We start from the raw sequence: 21,241 nt of genomic DNA, 5'->3' as shown, positions 1-21,241 counted from the left end.
AAGCTTTTGAAAAAGTCTAAAAAGCCAAAAAACTTGCGGAAAAAGTAAAAGCGCCGGCTCTTATTCACTGGTCACTGATGGTAAAGGGTGAAACTCTTGATGCCGCCGGCAGGCTTGAGGAAGCTATAGAGACTTTTGAGAACGCTCTGGAGTTATCCGTATATTTGTTTTTAGAAGCTCAGAAAACTTTCTGCGATGCCGGACTTCTCAATATTCAAAAACAGCTTCAATCAAGGGCTCGGCAAGTTTAATCACATCTTCTTTAAAAGCGTATATATCTCCTAAAACCGCAGAGTTTTCTCCCCCTAGAAGTTCCTGCTTCAGTTTTTTACCCAAAATGTCATCGTTTCCCGCTGCCAGCCTGAGCACAATAGAACCTGGAAAAATGGCCGTTTGGCAAGCAAGCCTGTCACAATCTCCATCCGTGATCCCGAGAATGGGAATTCCAAGCCTGGAGAGAATATCGCCTGCTATTGTTGTGGTATCGTCTCCTATGGTAACTACAAGTTCGGCATCGTTAACCAGTTCAAAAGTATCTTCTGCAGCATGGTCTATAAGTACGACTCTTCCTGCGGCTGGCCTGGAAGGAAAAACCGATACTCTGCCGCACACGTTAGGTTTCCGGGCTTGCAGGGGAGAGAAATTGCTTCTTCTCAGGCCGCCGCTTTTTACCCAGGCTTTTGCAAGGTCAACAGGGTATCTTTTTTCATAATTATGAAGTTTTTCGAGCCCATGCTCTTTTATTTCTCCCCCTTCGATTGCGACAATAAATCCGTTTTCTGAAATTATGCTTACTCTGGAAGAAAAGGCTTTTCCAATCACGATTCCGTTTACCAGAATCTTTTCTCCTGGAAAAACGCCTGAAAGCTTGCGTATAACCTGGATTTTGCCTGTTGCCGGGCACTTTTCTACAAGAACAGAATTTTGAACTCTCGAACTTTGAAGGGGCAAAGGACTTTCCACAGGAAGCCCCAGGATTTCAGAAAGCTTCTCAAGATATTCTCCGTATTCTCCTGCTTTTTTATTAAGAGGTATCAGAATTCCATCGGTACTTTCCGGGCTTTCGATCTGGATAAGAGGTTTTATCTCCGGCTCTCTAAGCCGGGCAGCAACCATTTCTCCAAATGCCTTCCCGGTTTCAATGGTTTTTCCTCGGTTCAGGAGGCATACAAGGTCTGATGTTTCAAAAAGCGATTCAATGCAGACACTTGGCTTCTGGTGCTGACTTATGTCTATAATGTTTTCAAGTCCGGCATCCAGGACAGCTACTTTTCCCATTGTTCCGCCAAGCTTCGCCTCGACTTTGCCCACACAGGAAAATTTTTCAAAAACTCTTTTAGCCTCTCCCGAATCAATCACTTCGGGACCATGAATTACCAGACCGATTTTCATTTTCCCTCCGTTTGACAGAAGAAGCATATTAACATGATCCTCAGTACAATTCTTTATTTTTCCTTTATCTTTGCTTTATCTTTGCTTTATCTTTCATTCTCTATTGTTAATATTTCATGGTCAGTCAAGAATTATCGAAAATTAAATTATTGATTGCGAAAATACTGATAGCTAAATTACTCACTGATAGCTAAATTCTAAATTACTTACTGATAGCTAAATTACTCACTGATAGCTAAATTACTGACAACTTAATTTCTTGACAACATTGAATTATTTTAATAAAAGTAATACTCTTGAGGCAAAAAGATGGCTGGCGTAATGATTACCTGGCTCGGGCATTCGGCTTTTTTGTTCGAAGCTGATAAGAAATTGTTGATCGATCCTTTTATTTCAGGGAACCCACTGGCTCCGTGCAGCCCTGAAGAACTGAACCCCGACATAATAGCTGTGACTCACGGACACCGCGATCACCTTGGAGATACGATCGAAATCGGAAAACGGTCTGGATGCCGGATAATCACCGTTCATGAGGTTGCAAACTATATCAAATCAAAAGGAGTTTTTGCAGAGGGTATGGGCAAGGGAGGTACAGTAAATGTAGAAGGCATAAAGCTGACCATGACCGAAGCGCTCCATTCCTCTTCAATCGATGCTTCGGGTTTTAGTTTCGATGGTGGCTCCCCGGCAGGTTTCATTATACGAATCAACGGACATTCCATCTACCACGCCGGAGACACTGGGGTTTTCGGGGACATGAAACTCATAGGTGAACTCTATGAACCTGAACTGGCCCTCCTGCCCATAGGCGACAAATTTACAATGGGCATAAAAGAAGCTACAAAAGCCGTAGAACTAATTCAGCCCAAAATTGTAATTCCTATGCACTATAGCACATTTGACGTAATAAAACAGGACCCTGAAGAGTTTAAAAGAGCAGTTGAGGCAAAAGTCGACACAAAAGTCATTATCATGAAACCCGGAGAATCAATAAAGCTTTAATTTAATCTTTGATTTGATCTTTGATTTGGTCTTAGATTTGATCTTTGATTTCTCAGTTTCTGGTCTATCCTATTTAAAAACAAAATGTAAAAGAGGGCAGATAAATCCGGATTTTTCGGCTCTCTTCTTATTAGATCTATTCTTCTTATTAGATCTATTCTTCTTAGAAATCTGTTATTCTCTGGTTTTCAAACTCCAAGCTTATATTCCATGCTTAGATCTCAAGATTATATTCCGTGATTAGATTCCAAGCTTATATTATGTGATTAGATTCCAAGCTTTTTTCTCTTTTCCATGATATGTTGTTCTATCCCATCAACAGCTTTTACTGCATCTTTTTCCACATTCATGACCCCGCCTGTAACTTCCCGGCAGTCTTCGGTAAGCAGTTTGACCAGATTCGGGGCGCCTGTGACTGTCGGGACCGGGTTCACATAAGTATAGAGCCCGAGGGCCAGAGCAAAGATCGCATCTATTGTGGCTTTTTGTTCCATATACTCAGGGGCTGCAGCCGCAACCGGCAGATCCGGAACTGGAACTCCTCCTAGAGCTCCGGAGATGGCTCCGAGGAGGTCGGCAAGCCTACCCGTGTCAGTACAGGTCCCAAAGCTGAGTACTGGTGGGATGCCCAGGGCTTTGCATACGGCTTTTAGACTGTCTCCTGCAAATTCTCTGGCTTCAGGGATACAGAGGCCTGCCACCTGCATGGCCCCATTCCCGCAACCAAGGGACAGAACAAGGATATTTCTTTTGATCAGCTCTTTTACTACAGCAACGCTGTGTACATCCTGACCGTAGTCCCTTAAGGTAGTACAGGACACCATCCCCACAATTCCTTTAATTGCTCCGTTTTTTATAGCATCAAGGAGAGGATCAAAGCTGCCTCCAAGCGCTGCAAGGATGCTCTCATTTGAAAAGCCTACCACGGCTTCTTTCATAGGGAGCTTGGAAACCGATTCTATCGAGCTTTTTCGTTTTTTGAAATTTTCAATCGCCATATCCAGGAGTTGTGCTGCCTGCTTTTCGGCTTCGGTGGGATTATAGTTCAGGCGTTCCTCTATGCCTTCAAAGGCCACAAGCTCACTCACAGGCATGAGTTTAAAATTGTATTTCTCGGCATAAAGGGGAGCAACAGGAAGAGAACAATTCATATCTGCTGCAAAGAGATCCACACTTCCGCTTGCAAATACCGCTTCCTGGGAAATCCAGTTGCCGGTAAATCCGTAGAAAGCATTATCTTCCTCCCATCTCTGGATCATTTCCTGCCCTGTTTCAATGCTGGCAATAACCCTCAGGCCCTTTGCCCCTGCAGTTTTTGCTTTCTCCTGCCATTCCGGTTTTCGGGCAAGCTGGACCATGGCAAAGCCGATAAATGGTTCGTGTCCATTAGGGAGCACATTCACGTACTCGGGATCAAGTACACCGAGGTCTACCCTCATAGTATGGGGACTGGGAATTCCAAAAAGGATATCCTGGCAATATTCGTTTACAATCTGGCTCTGGTATCCCATTGCAATTCCCAGGCGCATGGCTTTTAGTGCCAGGCTCGCATAATACCCATCCACATTTGTCAGGCAGGAGCTTGTGGAAAGCATCATCTCCCCGTAGATTCCGCCTGGAAATATGTCCAGTGCTCTCCACTTTTCTTTTCTTTCGGGAGGGGCGAGGAACTCAACAATCTGGCTCGGTTCGTAGGCAGGTTTGTTAAACTCCTTTTCTACAAACTCACAGAGGCGAAGAGCAACTTCTGAGTCAGACCCTTCGGTTTTGAGCCCCAGCCGGCTTGCAAACGTCCTTAACTTTTCAGGTTCCCTTATTGTGTAAGGAGTGTTGCCTCTGGCAGTTTCCTTCAAAGTCCTGATGGTCTGGTCCGTATGATAGTGGTAAGTAGAAGCTCCCATTACATTTCTGAGAAGCATCATCCGCATCGCCATACCATCGGCAGTGATTCCGCATACTCCTCTTTTGTCTTTCGCAGCATCCGAACGGCATGGTCCGTTGGAACACAGGTCGCAGCGTACTCCTCCCATACAGAAAGCACATCTTTTGTCCGGATTTCCTCCCATACCCTGGGCTTCGTAGCGGTCCCAGACATTTGTCATCCCATCTTTTTTTATCCGCTCGTACATATTCAGAACAGATTCGTGATAAGAAATTCTTTCTTTGTCCATTGTAATCGTTTCCCCATTATGATTTCCCTTCTCCGGCTTCTTCTTAAGCACCAAAAAAGCTATTTCTGGCACTTATACATCTAAATGTTTTTTAAATATATTATCGGTGGTATGCAGGTTTGTAGTACTTTAGTTCGTATTACTTTATTTTTGGGTCGTGTCCCTGAGTTATTGATCAATTCCGAAAAAGCGAGTACATCTCACGTATTTAATGAATATATTGAGAGATTCTTGCGCTTTCGGTTTTCAATGATTCAAACCCACTACCTATTTTTGATTACTTTATTTTTGATTACTTTATTTTTGATTACTTTAGTTTATATTACTTTAGTTTGTATTACTTTAGTCCGCGTTATTTTAATTATACTCAGTGATTATTCAGTGCAGGAAATATTTACTTTTTAGGACTCAATGCTTTGAAATGTGAAAAAGTATATCTTACAATTGACATCATATTACAACTAACATTCCTATGACTATAAAAATAGGTCAATATTTATCTTATATTGGCTATCTTGCTAATAAATTACAATAATTCTTATATTTTTGTGATTTTGAAACTATACAAAAGTATCAAAAGTTGGAATGTGCATTACAAAGCAGATATTGTGAGTTCATCCCAAAACTCAGAACTACGTAAAACTTAGAACTACGTAAAACTTAGAACTACGTAAAACTTAGAACTACGTAAAACTCAGAACTACGTAAAACTCAGAACTATGTCCTTGAATTTCTAATTTTTAATGGTCAATTGATCTTCTGATTATGAAACGGGTTTTAAAATTCTTAATTATGTGCAAATCTGATCGTTTTTAGAATGGGATTGATGAGTAAAAGCACCACCTGCCAAGTTTTAAAACCGCGTGTAAATTAATAGCAGGAAATGAAACACTGCAAATGTTACCGAAAATTTCGTTGAAGCTTCTGGAAAAAAGAAGCGGAAACAAAATATAATAGAAAAACTAATTACACTAAATTGACCTAATTATAATATAACAGTAATATTAACTGACAGTTCGGATTTTTTTAAAACTTGATTCTCTATTGTTTACCTATACGATTTTATATAATTAATACTATGACATCGGAATGACCATGACTATGAATGTAAAAACGATTCCACTTGCGTTTGGAAGCGGGATTTTGGAGGTTGATATACCTGAGAAAAACCTATCCAGAATCATCCTGCCTTCAGAATTAGAAATAAAGGAAGAAGGGACTTCCCTTATTAAAAAAGCGCTTGTAAATCCTATAAACAGTCAACGGCTTTCTGAGATTGTAAACCCTGACTCAAAGGTTGCAATCATAGTTAGCGATGTTACACGGCCAACTCCTACTGCAAAAATTCTTCCTCCACTACTTGAAGAGCTTTACCTTGGAGGAGCAAAAAACGAGAATATCACTATTGTTTTTGCCCTCGGACTTCATCGTTTACAAACTGAAGAAGAGTGCCGCCAGCTTGTAGGAGAAGATATCTTTGAAAAAATAAGGTGTATCCAGCACGACAGGAAAAAGTGCAGGCATCTCGGAGAGACAAGTTTCGGAACGCCTGTAGAGGTTTTCGAAGAAGTAGTAGACTCCGACGTTATCATAAGTACAGGAACCCTGGAATTTCACTATTATGCAGGATACGGAGGAGGAGGAAAGTCCATCCTTCCAGGGGTAAGTTCCGAAAAATCCATTCTCTCATTCCATAGTTTTTATAGCAAACTCTTTGAAGGAGATCCTCTTTCAGGTAGAGCTGATAGCCCGGCAAGAAAGAATATAGAGGAAGCTGCAAGGATTGCAGGCCTTGACTTTATCCTGAATGTTGTACTTGAAAGCAAAAAAGAGATAGTTGATGCCGTGGCAGGCGATTTCATCGAAGCCCACAGGAAAGGTGCAGAGTATGTCGATGCCATGTATAAAGTACCTGTAGAGCCTGCGGATGCCGTAGTTGTTTCCTGCGGCGGATTTCCAAAGGATATCAATCTTTACCAGGCAACAAAATCCCTTGAAAACGCTACCTCTGCCGTAAAAAGGGGTGGTTCAATTATCCTTGTAGCAGAATGTTCTGAGGGAATAGGAAACAAAGTTTATGAGTGCTGGAACAGGGAATGCAGGGCTCCTGAAGATGCAGTAAAACGTTTTAAGAACCGGTTTGAGTTCGGCGGGCATAAAGCTGCTATTGTCGGGAGGACTGCAAAAGAATTCAAACTTTATCTGGTATCAAAACTTCCAGAGACGGAAAGTAGAAACGCTTTTTTTATTCCGACAAAAAGTATAGATGAAGCACTTGAAAAGGTTCTTTCCGAAAATCCTGATGCTAAAATCCATGTTATGCCAAATGGTGGGTGGACTTTGCCTGTAAGGCGATAAAAAAGGTGCTATGGATAAAAAGATGAAGGTGTAAACCGCCTTTAAAACTACCTTTTCATTTGAAATCATCTTTTCATTTAAAACTACCTTTCCATTTGAAACTACCTTTTCATTTAAAACTACCTTTTCATTTGAAACTGCGTTTCCATTTAAAACTACCTTTTTATTTGAAACTACCTTTTCATTTAAAACTACTTTTTCATTTAAAACTACCTTGCCATTTGAAACTGTCTTCTAGTTCTTTTTATACTTGTTTAACCTTATTGTTGTAAAATAATAAAAAGAAAAATAATATCAAGATAAAACATCGGCATAAACATGACTGCAAACATAAAAAAAATATCACTTGCTTTTGGAAGTACGGGAATTGAGTTTGAAATTCCTGAAAGAAATCTTGCCAGTGTTATTTTGCCTTCGGAGTTTGAAATAAAGGAAGAAGGATCTTCCCTTGTTAAAAAAGCGCTTGAAAATCCCATAAAAAGCCGACGGCTTTCTGAGATTGTAAACCCTGATTCGAAGGTTGCAATCATAGTTAGTGATGTTACTCGGCCAACTCCTACTGCAAAGATTCTTCCTCCTCTGCTTGAAGAGCTTTATCTTGGAGGGGCAAAGGATGAAAATATTACTATTGTTTTTGCCCTCGGGCTCCATCGAAACCAGACTGAAGAGGAATCACGAAAACTGGTTGGAGAGCAGGTTTACGAAAAAATTCGCTGCATCCAGCACGACAGGAAAAGGTGCAGGCATCTCGGAGAGACAAGTTTCGGAACGCCTGTAGAGGTCTTTGAAGAAGTAGCAGACTCCGACGTTATCATAAGCACAGGAACCCTGGAATTTCACTATTATGCTGGATACAGTGGAGGAGGGAAATCTGTTCTTCCGGGAGTCAGTTCGGAAAAATCTATTCTTTCTTATCATAGTTTTTATAGCAAACTCTTTGAAGGTGACCCTCTCTCAGGCAGAACCGACAGTCCTGCAAGACAAAATATAGAAGAAGCTGCAAGGATTGCGGGCCTTAACTTTATCCTTAATGTCGTGCTTAACAGCAAAAAAGAGATAGTTGCTGCCGTTGCTGGAGATTTCATCGAAGCTCACAGGAAAGGCGTAGAAGTTGTTGATTCCATGTACAAGGTGCCTGTAGAGCCTGCAGATGCAGCAATTGTCTCGTGCGGAGGCTTTCCAAAAGACATTAACCTTTTCCAGGCGACAAAGTCCCTTGAAAATGCAGTTTTTGCCGTAAAAAAAGGAGGCTCAATAGTGCTTGTGGCTGAATGTACTGAAGGGATCGGGGATAAGGTATATGAGCGCTGGAGTACAGAATACAAAACTCCAGATGAGGCAATAAAGAAATTCAGAAAATGTTTTGAGTTTGGGGGACACAAAGCTGCCACTGTTGGGAGGGCTGCAAAAACCTTCAAACTTTATCTTGTCTCTAAACTTCCGGACACGGAAAGCAGAAATACTTTCTTTATTCCTGTAAAAAGCGTAGAAGAAGCGCTTGAAAATATTCTTTCCGAAAATTCTGATGCTAAAATCCATATTATGCCCAATGGCGGATGGACTCTGCCTGTAATGAAGTAAGAAGACAGCTATAAAAAACAGCTATAAAAAACAGCTATGAGAAGATGGCTATAAAAGACAGCTATGAGAAGATGGCTATAAAAGACAGCTATGAGAAGATGGCTATAAAAGACAGATATGAAATGATAGCTGTAAAGACAGATATGAAATGATAGCTGTAAAGACAGATATGAAATGATAGCTGTAAAGACAGATATGAAATGATAGCTGTAAAGACAGATATGAAATGATAGCTGTAAAGACAGATATGAAATGATAGCTGTAAAAGAAGACAATTATAAAAACAAATATCGAAAAAAGGTCAAGTGAAGTGCCAAATATGATTGAAAACACAAAAACAACATCATTAGCTTTTGGAAGCATGGCACTTGAGCTGGATATCCCGGAAAGAAACATATCCAGTATTATTCTGCCTTCAGAGCCTGAAAAAAAGGAAGATCCAACTTCTTTAATTAAAAAAGCTCTTGAAAATCCCATTAAAAGAAAAAGGCTTTCTGAGATTGTAAACCCGGATTCGAGAATTGCAATTATTGTAAGCGATGTTACACGTCCAACTCCAACTGCGAAGCTTCTTCCTCCTCTACTTGAAGAGCTTTACCTTGGAGGAGCAAAGGACGAAAATATTACTATTGTCTTTGCACTCGGGCTTCACCGAAACCAGACCGAAGAGGAATCAAGAAAGCTGGTTGGAGAAGAAGTCTACAAAAAAATTCGTTGCATTCAGCATGATACCGGCAGATGCAGACGCATTGGCATAACTTCCCGTGGAACCCCAATTGAGATATTTGAAGGCATTATGGGTGCTGATGTTGTTATAGGGACCGGAAGCATCGAATTCCATTACTATGCGGGATACAGCGGAGGGGCAAAATCAGTTCTGCCTGGTGTAAGCTCGAAAGAAACAGTTCTCACAAACCATAAAATGATGATTGATGAAAAAGCTGTTTCCGGAAGGGTTGATGGGCCTGTCAGGCAGGACATGGAAGAAGCTGCAAAAATTTTCGGCCTTGATTTTATCCTGAATGTGGTTCTTGACAGCAAAAAAGAGATAGTTACTGCTGTTGCAGGCGATTTTATCGAGGCACACAGAAAAGGTGTGGAAGTTGTGGATTCTATGTATAAGGTGCCTGTAGAACCAGCAGATGCGGTAATTGTTTCTTGCGGAGGCTTTCCTAAAGATATCAATCTCTTCCAGGCAAATAAGGCGCTTGATAATGCAACTCAGGCTGTGAAAGCAGGAGGTTCCATCATCCTTGTAGCCGAATGCGCTGAGGGGATAGGAAACCAGGTCTATGAATGCTGGAACAGGGAGTGTCAAAACCCGGATGAAGCAATCGAACGTTTCAAAAAATGTTTTGAGTTCGGGGGGCATAAAACAGCAATCATTGCAAGGATTTCAAAGAGATTTAAGCTTTACCTGGTCTCAAAACTTTCGAACGAGCAAACAAGAAACGCATTCTTTACTCCGATGGCAAGTGCAGAGGATGCCTTGTCTGCAGTGCTCTTGGAAAATCCTGACGCAAAAATTCACCTTATGCCTCATGGAGGGCAGACCCTGCCTGTTAGAAAAGAAAACTGATAATTTCATAAAAATAAAGGGAATATTAAGGAAGCCGAATTAAAACCGAAAAGTGTGGGTGCAGGCTTAAACGCCTGCCGAATCTGCTGCACTGTGTGATGTTGCTTCCGATGTTTCTTCTTCTTCATCTTCATACCTGAGCCTGAAAGCCTTCTTGAGGAACTCTGGAGAGAACCGGGGTGTCATAAGGCTTACTACAATCAGGACAAGGAAGGACAGTGGAGTTGCGATCATAATCGGGTCTACAAGGGGCCAGGTGCCTGTAAGTAATGTTTCTTTTCCAAAAATTGCCTGGCAGATCCCCAGAGGCACTGCTTCTTTTGCATGGACAAACACCAGCCAGAAAAGACTGCTTATCGACCCTATAACAAGACTTGCAGTTGCTCCGGCTTTTGTTGTACGTTTCCAGAACAGGGCTCCAATGTAGAGGGGCAGGAAAGCGGATGTGCACAGTCCCATGAACATGGCAGTAGCTCTTGCGATAATACTTACAGGAAGAATGTAAGCCAGAATAACTGCTGCTATGATGGTAAAGACAATTCCTATTTTTGTCACATGGACTGTGCTCGAACTGGACTTGCCTTTCATAAGGCCGTTCTGATAAAAGTCGTACCCTATGGCCGTACCCATGGTGTGGAACTGGGCAGCTGCAGTAGACATTGCTGCCGAAAGCAGGCTTAGCATGAATATTGCCACAAACAGCGCGGGCATTGCGTGGTTCAGATATGCGGGAATTATAAGGTCAGTGTTTCCACCCGGGACGACCTGAAGGGCAACCTTTCCTGTAGTCTTGTAGAAGTATACGTTAGAAAGAGCTCCTACAACATATGCGACTCCTGCCATCATAAGAAGGAAGGGACCCCCAACGGCAACTGCTCTTTTAAGGGAACGGTCGTCCTTTACAGTCATGAACCTGACTGCAAGTTGTGGCTGTGCAAGTGCTCCTATCCCTACTCCCATAACAATTGTGGAAACCATTGTCCACCAGATTGGGGAATTGAAAGCTGGCATTGCAGTCCAGCCCCTGTGTCCCTGGTCAGCAAGCGCCTGAGGCACAAGGTTTGCCATATTGGTAAGGGCCTGATGAGCTTCTACGACTCCTCCCAGTTTGCTGTAAGTAAATATCAGCAAAAAGGTCATTCCTATCAACATAATAGTGGCTTGCATTGCGTCCACATACATTACTGAGAGAAGGCCACCTTTAATCACATAAAAAGCAATGATAACAGTAAAGACCAGAAGAGCGAAGTTATAGTTTATCCCAAGAGTGGTCTCAAGAAATCGGCCTGCCCCTATAATCACGCTTGCTGCGTAGATCGGCATAAAAACAGCTATAAGAAGCCCGGAAAAGGCTTGGATAAACCTTGACTGGAAGCGTTTTCCTATAAATTCAGGGAAAGTGATGGCTCCAAGGTTTAGTCCCATGCGACGGGTCCCTGGGCCAAAAACCACGAAGGCAATGAAAATTCCGAAAAAGATATTCATGAAGACAAGCCACAGAAGTCCCATTCCTAAGGAAGCGGCTACTCCTCCGAACCCTATAATTGCAGAAGTGCTGATAAACGCAGCTCCATAGGAGAGGGCCATAATTGCCGGGGGTACGCGTCGGCCTGCAAGCATATACCCATCAGTCTGGGAATTTTTTTTATACCCCAGCCGGGCAACGTAGAAGGTGCACGTAAAGTAGATAACAACAAGGAGGATTAGAGTTGAAGTACTGACTGCCATAAAAATTACTCCAGAATAGTTTCGACTACTGTTTTTTCTCAGGCATTACCAAAAAGGTTTGATTGATGTGAGCTCTTTAGAGTAACTCACCAGTGTCACGACAATTTAATTATGATACGTTAATACGTATACACCATCTCATACGTGGTCACTTTTTTAATTATAGTTATTCATAACTAAATTGCTTAGACACTAGTTTACTGATCTTGAGTCACCTGTTTCTGAGTACTGCTTTTTACTGCCTGTTCTTCTTTCTCCTCTCTCCAGTTCAATGCTCCATAAACCATGCATCCGAGTGCACTAAATATACAAGCAAGATATGCAAGCCAAATTTGCGGATCATTTATTCCTAGTACCATCTACAATAACCTTCCTGGAAAATATCCTGATAATAGTTAACGTGATACTTGTTAGCATTGTACATTAAGCTTATTGTTATTTAAATATATTGAGTAAGGTAAAACTCCAGCAGAAAGTAACGAAGTGAATTCTACAAACCAAATAAACAATTTTATGCATTTCTGCCACAGATCTAACTGGATCGTAAACTTAATTCCAAAATCTGGAGGGATTTTTATACTAAGATTATTAAAAGCCAGCCTTATTGTCTTATTTTTCTTTTTCTGTTGTGTCGTGAAATGATTTCGCAGATTCAAGACTATTTGAAAGTTAATATACGATACAACCAGCAGGCGACTCAAAAAATTAAACTTGAGTTAATTCCACTTCCATTTTGATACTATAGAATGATCATGTAAAATGAACAAAATTCGAAGTTGAAGTAAAATAGTGAGTCATTTGTACACGATATCTCTCGACAATAAAAAAATCCAAACAGTGAAATCCTTTAAGAACAGTGAAATCCTTTAAGGATACAACAATTTGTGACGTAAATCATGATAATCAAAGCGCCCAATCAAAATCTGTGTGTAGTTTATTATGTGGCAACTCCTTAGCTTCCCTTTCGCTCATCGTCTGTTAAAATCACAATATTCTCACGCCCATGCTTGAACTTCTTAATCAGTCCTCTCTTTTCCAGCTCTGAAAGCATGAGGCTGACTTTTACTTCGGAATACTCCAACCTGCTGCGCAGATCCTTTTGCGTAATTCTACCCCTGTGGCCCCTAATCACATCCAGGACTTCCCGGAGATCCTTAGTAAGAGGAGCTTTTCTTAAATCAGCAGGCTCGATTTTGGAATTATCTGCAATTTCTATTTCTGTTTCTCCAGGCTCTATTACCGGCTCTTTTGATGAGGCCTCCGGGGCGTTTTCGAACTCCAGCTTCACTCCAGAACCAGGGATTCTAGCGAGGGCATTTGCCAGAATCCCGGATGCATAGAACTTCCCTTCCTGAAACCTGTTTATTTTCATCGTTTTTTGCTTTCTGGATAGTTTATAACTTCCGCCAAGCAGAAAAAGAACCATAAAGGCTACTGGCAGGAAGCTTACAGTAAAAAGGTCAGTTCTGGCTTTTTCGGTGGGATTAACACTATTTACATTATTGACATTACTTATTTTGTCTTCGGCTTTTTCCTTTACCGGATTTTCGGAGACCGGATAAAGCAGGAGGTCGAAGACATAGTTTCCTTCCTCTTCAATCTTCAGAGTTGTTTCTTTTGAATAGACTACAGTGTTGTTCCGGTAATACCTGGCTGTAATAACGTAGTCTCCGGGCCCGAGTTCAAAGGAATACATGCCGTTTTTTGCCAGTACTGATTGAGGAGGATTGGAATTGATACTAATTACAGTATCATTTAGGGGTTCAAGAGTGTCCCATGCATATGTTGCCCCGTGGATTGTTGCAGTGATGTTGCTATCTGCTAAGAAAGGTACTCCTGAAGTAGGAGATATCCCTAAAGCGAGTAGAGCAGCAATACACAGAATGTAGAACCTCAAATTCATCTCTACCAGTTAATTCAGTGTTACCGGTTAATCCGGTGTTGTAAGTCGAGGCTATGGGAATCAGCTGCTAAAAGTTGTGAGCATAAAATTTCTCTAAATTTTTCCGAATATAGAATATATATCCGCTTTTTTGGATAATTTCAATGGCTTGCCCCCAGGCCTAAAATTAATTTTGCTATAATGAGCATGTTTCAAAATTGCTTCTGAAAGTCAAATACAGAATTTTGAAGCTGGCTCACTGAGCACCCTCCCCACGTTTATAGACTATTACGGCTATAAATTACAATTAAGTAAGTATAGATGATAAATAAATATATCGGTTATTATTTATTACAATTTTAAATAATACAAAAAAACGATACAGTGCTCTAATCCTTCTTTGCGAAGCCTTTCTTTTTTATTAAAACGGATAAATTTTTAAAAATTTCCAAACAAAATCGCCAGAAAGCTCAAAACTGTATCGTTAAACAGGAAGACTGGCAGTGTTACCGGACAGGGTCACGAAAACAGGAGTTCTTACACAAAATCCTCTACTCTGATAATTTTGTATTATCTCAGAAACAACCTTTATTCATTCTGGATTTTAAGGTTTTTATCCTTTATTTCAGGCACGTATTTTATTTCAGGCACGTATACCTATATCCATTGTAACCTTCGATGTATCCTTTTTGATACCCTCTACTATAACTGTCTTTGTATTTTTTGTTCTCTCTTTTATCATTTGGTGGAGAAGGTATTTTTGAGAGGGCATCTTTGCTGCCATATTTATTGCAATCTTTTTCACCCTGTTTTCTGCCATCTCCATAGCCTTTTTTATAACCGTCTCTGTATCCATCTTTATTCTTGCTATTGTCAGCTGCGCTTGCTGCTGCAGCCGTTACTGATAATACAAAGCAAAGTACCAGAAAAACGGCACAAATCTTTTTTAATCTATCAAATTTTGTATTTACCATAAATTAACTCCTGACCTGTTTGATTGAAAAAATAATTTATATGTGTGTGAAAAGAATCCTTAAACCCCCAACCTTAATTCAATTTTTAAACTCCCTATACTCCCCCCTGAACTCGATACTTAAATTCACCAGCCTGAACTCTTTTTTAAACTCCCCAACATGAAATTAATTGTTAAGCTAACTTGAATTGCTAAGCTAACTTGAGATCTTCATGCGTATGCAATTTCTACCTGATATCTCACTCTACTTGATCTCTCAGCTCTGGAAGAAATTGCCTAACTGTTTTACCGGTAGATATTAACTGACAATTCTAATATTGGCCGGATTAAATATAAGTATACTTATAATATGCCTGGCTTGAAAACTGTTAAATTAATAAAATAATTATTTTTAAAGCTTTAATTTAATATTAAACTTGGTATACTCCGTAAAATTTATATCAGGATAGTAAAAACCCTTTTTTATGAGATTCAATTAAAATACCGGTTTTTCACAGCTTATACTGGTTAACTGTGGCTTCCAGTTCAAAAAAACTATAATAAAACTCGAAAGACAAAATTTGACTTTCAGACAGGATAACAATAGAATCTCAAGGAAAACAGTCGAAAAAAAGATGTCTGCACAGGAATCCGAAATTACTAAGAAGACATGGACATTGACAGAATTAAATTACAGATCCCTTAATTTGTGATTATTATTTGATCTTCGGATAATGAAAACAATTCTGAAAATTTTATAGTTTTGAGAATAAAGTTGGTTTTGGAATGGCCTCAATATGTTTTTTCCTCTGGAATCTCCTGTGATACCAGAGAATTGAATAAAATACTAAGAGAATTGGAAAAATACTCAGAGAATTGGAAAAAATACTGACTTTCAGCGTTCCTCATCTCTTAGGATAACAACATTTCCACGCCCTCGCTTGAACTTCTCAATCAATTCTCTTCTTTCCAGGTCTGCAAGCATGAGGCTAACTTTTCCTTCGGAGTACTTCAGTTTGCTGCGCAAGTCCTTCTGTGTAATCCTGCCTCCCTGGCCTCGAATTATATCCATGACTTCCTGAAGGTCTGCGGGAAGAGGGAGCTTCTTTTTGAAAGCAGTAGTTTCAGTTTCGGGACTCTCTGTGGGTTTATCAGCAGCTTCTTCAGAGACGGTTTCCTGTTTCTCTTTTTGAGGCTCAGATTCAACCAGTTTTATTTCGTTCTCCTGAGAGTCCACTTTAATTTCTTCACAGTCTTCCTGACCTTTTTCTTCCGGGATTCTAGGTGATAATGCTGTTACTACCGGCTTTATCTGTTCATTCACAGGTTCTTTTATTGATTCTTTTACAGGATCTTGTAGAGATTCCTTTACAGCCTCTGTCACAGGCTCTTCTACAGGATTTACTATTGGTCCTGTTGAAGGTGCAGCTTCGAGGGGCTTTACCTGAGATTCCTGTGCCTGATACTCCTGTTTTAGCTCGGGCTCTAAGCTTTCTTGAGGGACTTCTACCCTTCCATCATGGACTTCTACCGAGATTTCGGGCACCTTAACTGGTTTGATAAAACCTCCCGTAGTATGTCCTTTTTCATCTGCTCCGATGCCTGAGATTTTATGTGCACTTTTTAAAGGCTGATTTTTCTCTGGTTTTTTATCCTTTCTGGATACCTGGTAGCCTGCTGAAAGCAGGATAAAAAGTAAAAGAGCTGCTATCAACAGGTAATTTGCATTTATATTGCCAGTTATGTTTTGGTCAGCCAGATCCATGCTGCTAGAATTACTTTTACTTGTCGTCGGACCTGTGGATGTGTCTGTTAGCGAATTTGTTGTATTAGAAGAGCTTTTTGCAGTCCCGTTCTGGTCTTCGGAATATCCATTTAGTTTGGAGTCGCCCATGAGTTCTTCCGAATAAACTGGGAAGAGCAGGAGATCGAGTAAATATTTTCCTTGGTCTTTAACTGTAATAATCTCACTTGTTGAATATTTAACACTGCTGTTCTCATAGTAATCGGCTGTAATATTATAATCTCCGGGTATCAGATCAAAAGAATACACACCGTATTTCGCTACCATGGACTGTGAGGGAGTAGAATTTACCTCGACCACTGCATTATCTAGAGGCTCGAAGGTATCCCATCTGTATGCCGTCCCGTGAACATTGGCCGTACTATCTGCTAAAGCAGGTCCTGCTAAAGCAAGTACGGTAGCGATACAAATAATATAGAGCCTTAGATTCATTTTCGATAAACCCAGAGTTGTATATTGATTTTCAATTTTTCCAGGCATTTTTAATAGTCTCCTGGAACCTTCACCGCGTCTCCAGAATATCTCTCCTGCATTCGATTTCCGGAGAAGCTCTGTTAGTGTGATATTACTTCATATTCTTCCTTGCCCGATTACTATACCATTGTTATTCTTATCAGGCCCATATCCGGTATTATTGTACTTTTCGTCAGGCCCATGCTTTTGGGGATTCATTACTTCTTCAAAGAAAGGTTTCGCCCATTCATCTTCTTTTATTACTCTGCCTGCCTCTTCAACACTATAGGTGCCGTCTCCCTGGAAAGCTACATAACCCTCGCCATCTGCAGTGAGAGTAATGTTTTCATTGTTTAACATTACTGTCTTACGGGAACCGGATATCTTCACATCGGCAGAATTTATATGGTAAAGGCGCACTGTATCATGCGTGTCGGTATTTTCCTCAAATGTATAATCCCCATTTATATCTATCTCGGAATCCTTAGAAAGGCCCATTATTACCATTTCTCCGTTTTCCAGGTGCATATTCAGGGTAAAATTGCCCATAAGAATAGCTTTTCCTTCTCCTGCCGAAATAAGCCGGGATGTATTGTTGAGTTCTTCACTTCCCATTAAGGAGTTAAGTTCCTCGAAAATATTTCTCAGGACATTATTAGCTTGCATCATACTCTTCTGAGACTGAACCAAATAATCTACTTTTATATTTTCGGATGAACCATTATATTGACTCGAATTCGCGATTGAGCTGTTATTTTCTCCGCCTGAGGTTGCATTTGCAAGGGCTCGATACTGCTTTGCTTCATTTATAAGACGGTTATACTCTTCAAGCAGGGTTTCAAGTCTGCTAACATCTTCTCCTTCTGCTTTGTAGCGCTCAATTCCGGTTTCAAGCTTTAATGAAATCGTTTCTGCTTTTTCGATGTTTCTGTCAAGAAGGGATGTTGCATCTTTTAGCGTATGGATATCAGGATCTGAATTAAACTTATCTGGAGGTAACTCATGGGGGTATGAGCCTGGTATTTCAGATTCCCCATGGTCCAGGAGCCCTACATAAGGGAAAAAAATAGTCCTAGCTAGATCTTCTTGAGCTTTACCATTAAAGCCCTGAGCCTCCTCATCAACACAGCCTGAGATCACGATAATGGCTGCTATTATAAGGAGCAAGGACAAAAATTTGATTTTCATACTGGGCCACGTCCTACGGAATAGAACTCATTGCTGGACTGTATCTTTTAATCGAGTTCGTATATTAATATTTGGTTATTTTTAAAAGTCTTTCTCAGAATAGAATCGTTCCGAAACACTGAAGTCGGGAATTAACTTCAGAACAATTTTGGGGGTTATTACTCCTTAATATTTTATATGTTGTCTTACTCGGACTTTATATGAAAATAGGAGTTTCCACATTCTCTTTTGCGGGCAGAAAAACAATTACTTTTTTCGATGCCTCATAAATTTTTATTTCCCTTCCTTTCTGGCTCCATTTTACGTGCCTTACTCTAATCATTCCGGCTTCCAGAAGGGAGTCCAGATTGTATTTGAGAGTATTCAGGCGCACTCCAAGCTCATCGGCAAGGTTTCCTGCCGACATTGATTTCTTATTAAGCAATTTAAGTATTCTGATTGAAGTTTCACTTGAAATAAGTCTGGCAATTTTTCTGGAATCTTCGGAAAGCTGCAAAATCAGCAATTTTTCCTCCGGGTTATCAGGCATTTTTATCCCTGCTACATTTTTCTCGTATTTAAGTATTTTCGAAATCCTTTTAATTAACTCATTAAATAGATTAGTCAGGAACTATCGAATTGGTATTGCAGGTCTATTACACACATGGTTTCATTACACACATGGTTTCCTCGTAATCTTCTTCGATGCTTTTATAAATGCTTTGATCGTTTTTTGATTACGTCACAAAATTGCATTGTGATAGCGTATCTCTGGGTCTCTGGGTGGATGTTATTTATCGATATGTTCCTGACTAAGATGCTATATCTGGATTTAAAAATAAAAGAATACTTACTTTTTTAGGAGTATTAATGGATTAAATTTACAATTTACACTTTAAATGATACTATTTTGGGATTTAATCCTTTATAACCCTTAAATAGTTTATTTTAAACGCTTATTTTCCTTTAAAGGCCAAAATTGGGTTTTTTCTTACAATATCTGCTTTCGGCAGGTCGACAGTTTATTTATGATCAGTTTTATTGATGGTGATTTTAAAATGATGTTCCCTTATTGTGTGTAGTTATCAGGTTTACATATGATCCGAACAATATATAGTCACATACACATTTAGTGCAACATCACTATATTTAAGATGATTATAATGGCTCTTCGTCATTTCCTATGGATAAGATGATTTTCAATTCGAGACCGCATTGGTTTTTATGAGGACATTATGAGAATATCCACACAAAACAACGAAGAGCCATTATAATGATGGTTCTTCGTCATTCTCGTGGATAAGATGATTTTCAATTCAAGACCGCACTGGTTTTTATGAGAATATTATGGGGATATCCACACAAAACAACGAAAAGCCTTATTTTTACCTCTTTGGATCTCATGGATTAACTTTTCTCTAAAGCTCACAAATTTCAACTTAAATCCAAAACTGCAGAAAATAACTATATAAATTAACAGATCTTTGTTATTTACGGATGCTGGGGAAAACAAAGCGCTACCTTGAGGTTATGAGGGTTCTTTTAAAATACAACCTTATTCCGGAACTCTATCGGGATCTGCGCAAAAATTATATTTCAAATCCTGAGTGCACCTGTACTTTTGATCTCGAAAACAGGCAGACGGCTGTAAAACTCCGGGAAGCTTTCGAAGAGCTTGGGCCTACTTTTATCAAAATGGGACAAACTATGAGCAAGCGGCCTGATCTTGTTCCGCAGACTTATGTTATAGAAATGGCAAACCTTCAGGACAAAGTTAAACCGATACCTTTTGAAGAAATGGCTGAATCTCTTGACCTTGCCTGCGTTTGCGAATTCGAGCCACCTGAAGAGCGAAACCGAAAAAAAACGGAAGCCGAGCTTAAGGCTTCCAGGGAAAGGAGAGCAAAGGCTTTTATTAATATTTTTGACAGCTTTGATACGGATCCCATTGCCTGCGGATCGATTGCCCAGGTTTATAAAGGAGTTATGGAAGGGAAACCGGTTGCCGTGAAGATTCTTCGCCCGAACCTGATTGATACTATAAACATTGACCTTTCTATCCTGGACGATTTCAGGCCTGTTATGAGAAAGGTTCTCGGCCTGGGGAGTAATTTTGATATCGATGCTTTCTTGCTTGAGATCCGGGAAATGCTCACCCGCGAGGTTGACCTGAGAACCGAAGCCGTCAACATGCGGCGTTTTGAGGACAATTTCAAGAACGTGAAAAACGTGTCTGTGCCCAGAATTTATCCCGACTACTGTTCAGCTAATGTCCTTACAATGGAGTTCATCCAGGGAATCCAGATTAAGGACATAATCAATATGCCTGTGCCCCAGAGCAAGAAATCGGAATATACGCGCACCATTACCAAAAGTTATCTTAAACAGGTTTATATCGATGGTTTTTATCATGCCGACCCTCACGGGGGCAATATGCTGGTCCAGGAAAACGATACCATCGCCTTTATCGATTTCGGGGCTGTAGGCAGTATCGATGACGAACTCAAAAAAAATATGCTGGAGTTTTATTACGCTATCAATAACAGAGATGTGGAAGGAGCGACTCAGGGTTTCCTGAAAATCGGGGGTGCGGATGCGCGTGAAGTGGATATCCGCAGGCTCAGAAAAGATATGGATAGCCTGATTGCAAACCAGAACTACGGGCTTGAAGGCAGGCAGAGTGACAATTATGCAAAACTCGGCTTGAAATATGATATTCGGCTGCCCGGTGAATTTTCAACCCTGCAGAGGGCGATCCTGCTTATAGAAGGAGTCTGCCTGGAGCTGGACCCGAGATACAACATTAAAACCATTGCTATTCCTGTGTTGATGGATGCTTATAAAAAGCTTAATGCTTCAAAAGGGGCTGCTCTTCATATCGAATTTTCCACCGAGCCAGTGGACGAAAAAGCTGAACTGAGGGCTGCGATTCGAGAAGTCGCCGATAAAATGGAAGGAATGGGGGATAAGTTTCTTTCCATAAAGCAGAAAGAAACAAGGAAAACTACATTTTCGAAAGAACTCTACCTGGCTGTCCTGCTTATTGCTTCAACTTACATCCTGTTAAACGGAGGTATTTTTTCCTGGGTCGGACTGGCTGGGTTTGGGGGATCGGTTCTGATAGTACTTCTTCTTGTGATCCGGGGTAAATAAAGGTAAATAAAAATCAAAA

15 protein-coding genes are annotated in these 21,241 nt (G+C 40.4%); 6 read left to right on the top strand and 9 right to left on the bottom strand.

All coding sequences use genetic code 11. The features are described from left to right. Nucleotides 1-77: 77 nt before the first annotated feature. Nucleotides 78-251, top strand: coding sequence for a hypothetical protein (locus tag MSVAZ_RS20485; RefSeq protein WP_156151095.1), 174 nt, complete (start codon nucleotides 78-80; stop codon nucleotides 249-251). On the opposite strand, the gene MSVAZ_RS13240 is transcribed toward MSVAZ_RS20485, so the two are convergent. Next, nucleotides 208-1,392, bottom strand: a complete 1,185-nt coding sequence (locus MSVAZ_RS13240; RefSeq protein ID WP_048124045.1) for a DUF2117 family protein — start codon at nucleotides 1,390-1,392, stop codon at nucleotides 208-210. The two genes, MSVAZ_RS20485 and MSVAZ_RS13240, sit on opposite strands and share 44 nt — an antisense overlap. A gap of 309 nt (nucleotides 1,393-1,701) precedes the next feature. Between MSVAZ_RS13240 and MSVAZ_RS13235 the strand changes: the two genes are divergently transcribed. Further along, nucleotides 1,702-2,394 carry a metal-dependent hydrolase gene (locus MSVAZ_RS13235; RefSeq protein ID WP_048121685.1) on the top strand — a complete coding sequence of 231 codons (693 nt, stop codon included), beginning with the start codon at nucleotides 1,702-1,704 and terminating at the stop codon, nucleotides 2,392-2,394. Nucleotides 2,395-2,660: 266 nt separating this feature from the next. On the opposite strand, the gene cooS is transcribed toward MSVAZ_RS13235, so the two are convergent. Next, complete coding sequence (gene cooS, locus MSVAZ_RS13230; protein ID WP_048124042.1) at nucleotides 2,661-4,565, bottom strand: anaerobic carbon-monoxide dehydrogenase catalytic subunit; 1,905 nt, start codon at nucleotides 4,563-4,565, stop codon at nucleotides 2,661-2,663. 1,095 nt (nucleotides 4,566-5,660) lie between these two features. On the opposite strand from cooS, the gene larA (MSVAZ_RS13225) reads away from it, so the two are divergent. The 3 genes from larA (MSVAZ_RS13225) (at nucleotide 5,661) to larA (MSVAZ_RS13215) (ending at nucleotide 10,083) form a co-directional block, all read left to right on the top strand. Then, nucleotides 5,661-6,923, top strand: coding sequence for a nickel-dependent lactate racemase (gene larA / locus MSVAZ_RS13225; RefSeq protein WP_048121683.1), 1,263 nt, complete (start codon nucleotides 5,661-5,663; stop codon nucleotides 6,921-6,923). A 318-nt stretch (nucleotides 6,924-7,241) separates the two neighbouring features. Continuing rightward, nucleotides 7,242-8,504, top strand: coding sequence for a nickel-dependent lactate racemase (gene larA, locus MSVAZ_RS13220; RefSeq protein WP_048121681.1), 1,263 nt, complete (start codon nucleotides 7,242-7,244; stop codon nucleotides 8,502-8,504). Between the two features lie 319 nt (nucleotides 8,505-8,823). Continuing rightward, nucleotides 8,824-10,083 carry a nickel-dependent lactate racemase gene (larA, locus tag MSVAZ_RS13215; RefSeq protein ID WP_048121679.1) on the top strand — a complete coding sequence of 420 codons (1,260 nt, stop codon included), beginning with the start codon at nucleotides 8,824-8,826 and terminating at the stop codon, nucleotides 10,081-10,083. Between the two features lie 66 nt (nucleotides 10,084-10,149). On the opposite strand, the gene MSVAZ_RS13210 is transcribed toward larA (MSVAZ_RS13215), so the two are convergent. The 7 genes from MSVAZ_RS13210 to MSVAZ_RS13185 form a co-directional block, all read right to left on the bottom strand. Next, a complete protein-coding gene (locus MSVAZ_RS13210; RefSeq protein ID WP_048121677.1) occupies nucleotides 10,150-11,811 on the bottom strand; it encodes a sodium:solute symporter family protein in 1,662 nt (553 codons plus the stop codon). Between the two features lie 197 nt (nucleotides 11,812-12,008). Then, complete coding sequence (locus tag MSVAZ_RS20915) at nucleotides 12,009-12,170, bottom strand: symporter small accessory protein (RefSeq protein WP_197078769.1); 162 nt, start codon at nucleotides 12,168-12,170, stop codon at nucleotides 12,009-12,011. Between the two features lie 593 nt (nucleotides 12,171-12,763). Continuing rightward, entirely contained in the window at nucleotides 12,764-13,714 is a 951-nt protein-coding gene (locus tag MSVAZ_RS13205; RefSeq protein WP_048121675.1) for a helix-turn-helix transcriptional regulator, read from the bottom strand. Between the two features lie 617 nt (nucleotides 13,715-14,331). Further along, nucleotides 14,332-14,667, bottom strand: a complete 336-nt coding sequence (locus tag MSVAZ_RS13200) for a hypothetical protein (protein WP_048121672.1) — start codon at nucleotides 14,665-14,667, stop codon at nucleotides 14,332-14,334. An 873-nt stretch (nucleotides 14,668-15,540) separates the two neighbouring features. Next, a complete protein-coding gene (locus MSVAZ_RS13195) occupies nucleotides 15,541-16,929 on the bottom strand; it encodes a helix-turn-helix transcriptional regulator (RefSeq protein WP_052725495.1) in 1,389 nt (462 codons plus the stop codon). Between the two features lie 90 nt (nucleotides 16,930-17,019). Next, the gene (locus MSVAZ_RS13190) at nucleotides 17,020-18,090 is read right to left on the bottom strand and encodes an ATP synthase subunit B family protein (RefSeq protein WP_048121669.1); all 1,071 of its coding nucleotides are present in this window, start codon (nucleotides 18,088-18,090) and stop codon (nucleotides 17,020-17,022) included. A 196-nt stretch (nucleotides 18,091-18,286) separates the two neighbouring features. Next, a complete protein-coding gene (locus MSVAZ_RS13185) occupies nucleotides 18,287-18,619 on the bottom strand; it encodes an ArsR/SmtB family transcription factor (protein ID WP_048121667.1) in 333 nt (110 codons plus the stop codon). Between the two features lie 947 nt (nucleotides 18,620-19,566). Here MSVAZ_RS13185 and MSVAZ_RS13180 point away from each other — a divergent pair. Continuing rightward, nucleotides 19,567-21,222: an ABC1 kinase family protein gene (locus MSVAZ_RS13180; RefSeq protein ID WP_048121665.1), complete on the top strand. Its 1,656-nt coding sequence runs from the start codon at nucleotides 19,567-19,569 to the stop codon at nucleotides 21,220-21,222. Nucleotides 21,223-21,241 lie beyond the last annotated feature (19 nt).

It is taken from the genome of Methanosarcina vacuolata Z-761 (genome assembly GCF_000969905.1).
GTDB classification, from domain to species: domain Archaea; phylum Halobacteriota; class Methanosarcinia; order Methanosarcinales; family Methanosarcinaceae; genus Methanosarcina; species Methanosarcina vacuolata.
The sequence above is the reverse complement of the archived record's forward strand: the minus strand, read 5'-3'. Positions and strand labels throughout refer to the sequence as shown.

What these genes read in the sequence shown, in the direction of transcription:
- MSVAZ_RS20485 (WP_156151095.1), top strand. Translation starts at nt 78, where the DNA reads ATGGTAAAGGGTGAAACTCTTGATGCCGCCGGCAGGCTTGAGGAAGCT.
- MSVAZ_RS13240 (WP_048124045.1), bottom strand. Translation starts at nt 1,392, where the DNA reads ATGAAAATCGGTCTGGTAATTCATGGTCCCGAAGTGATTGATTCGGGA.
- MSVAZ_RS13235 (WP_048121685.1), top strand. Translation starts at nt 1,702, where the DNA reads ATGGCTGGCGTAATGATTACCTGGCTCGGGCATTCGGCTTTTTTGTTC.
- cooS (WP_048124042.1), bottom strand. Translation starts at nt 4,565, where the DNA reads ATGGACAAAGAAAGAATTTCTTATCACGAATCTGTTCTGAATATGTAC.
- larA (WP_048121683.1), top strand. Translation starts at nt 5,661, where the DNA reads ATGACTATGAATGTAAAAACGATTCCACTTGCGTTTGGAAGCGGGATT.
- larA (WP_048121681.1), top strand. Translation starts at nt 7,242, where the DNA reads ATGACTGCAAACATAAAAAAAATATCACTTGCTTTTGGAAGTACGGGA.
- larA (WP_048121679.1), top strand. Translation starts at nt 8,824, where the DNA reads ATGATTGAAAACACAAAAACAACATCATTAGCTTTTGGAAGCATGGCA.
- MSVAZ_RS13210 (WP_048121677.1), bottom strand. Translation starts at nt 11,811, where the DNA reads ATGGCAGTCAGTACTTCAACTCTAATCCTCCTTGTTGTTATCTACTTT.
- MSVAZ_RS20915 (WP_197078769.1), bottom strand. Translation starts at nt 12,170, where the DNA reads ATGGTACTAGGAATAAATGATCCGCAAATTTGGCTTGCATATCTTGCT.
- MSVAZ_RS13205 (WP_048121675.1), bottom strand. Translation starts at nt 13,714, where the DNA reads ATGAATTTGAGGTTCTACATTCTGTGTATTGCTGCTCTACTCGCTTTA.
- MSVAZ_RS13200 (WP_048121672.1), bottom strand. Translation starts at nt 14,667, where the DNA reads ATGGTAAATACAAAATTTGATAGATTAAAAAAGATTTGTGCCGTTTTT.
- MSVAZ_RS13195 (WP_052725495.1), bottom strand. Translation starts at nt 16,929, where the DNA reads ATGCCTGGAAAAATTGAAAATCAATATACAACTCTGGGTTTATCGAAA.
- MSVAZ_RS13190 (WP_048121669.1), bottom strand. Translation starts at nt 18,090, where the DNA reads ATGAAAATCAAATTTTTGTCCTTGCTCCTTATAATAGCAGCCATTATC.
- MSVAZ_RS13185 (WP_048121667.1), bottom strand. Translation starts at nt 18,619, where the DNA reads ATGCCTGATAACCCGGAGGAAAAATTGCTGATTTTGCAGCTTTCCGAA.
- MSVAZ_RS13180 (WP_048121665.1), top strand. Translation starts at nt 19,567, where the DNA reads ATGCTGGGGAAAACAAAGCGCTACCTTGAGGTTATGAGGGTTCTTTTA.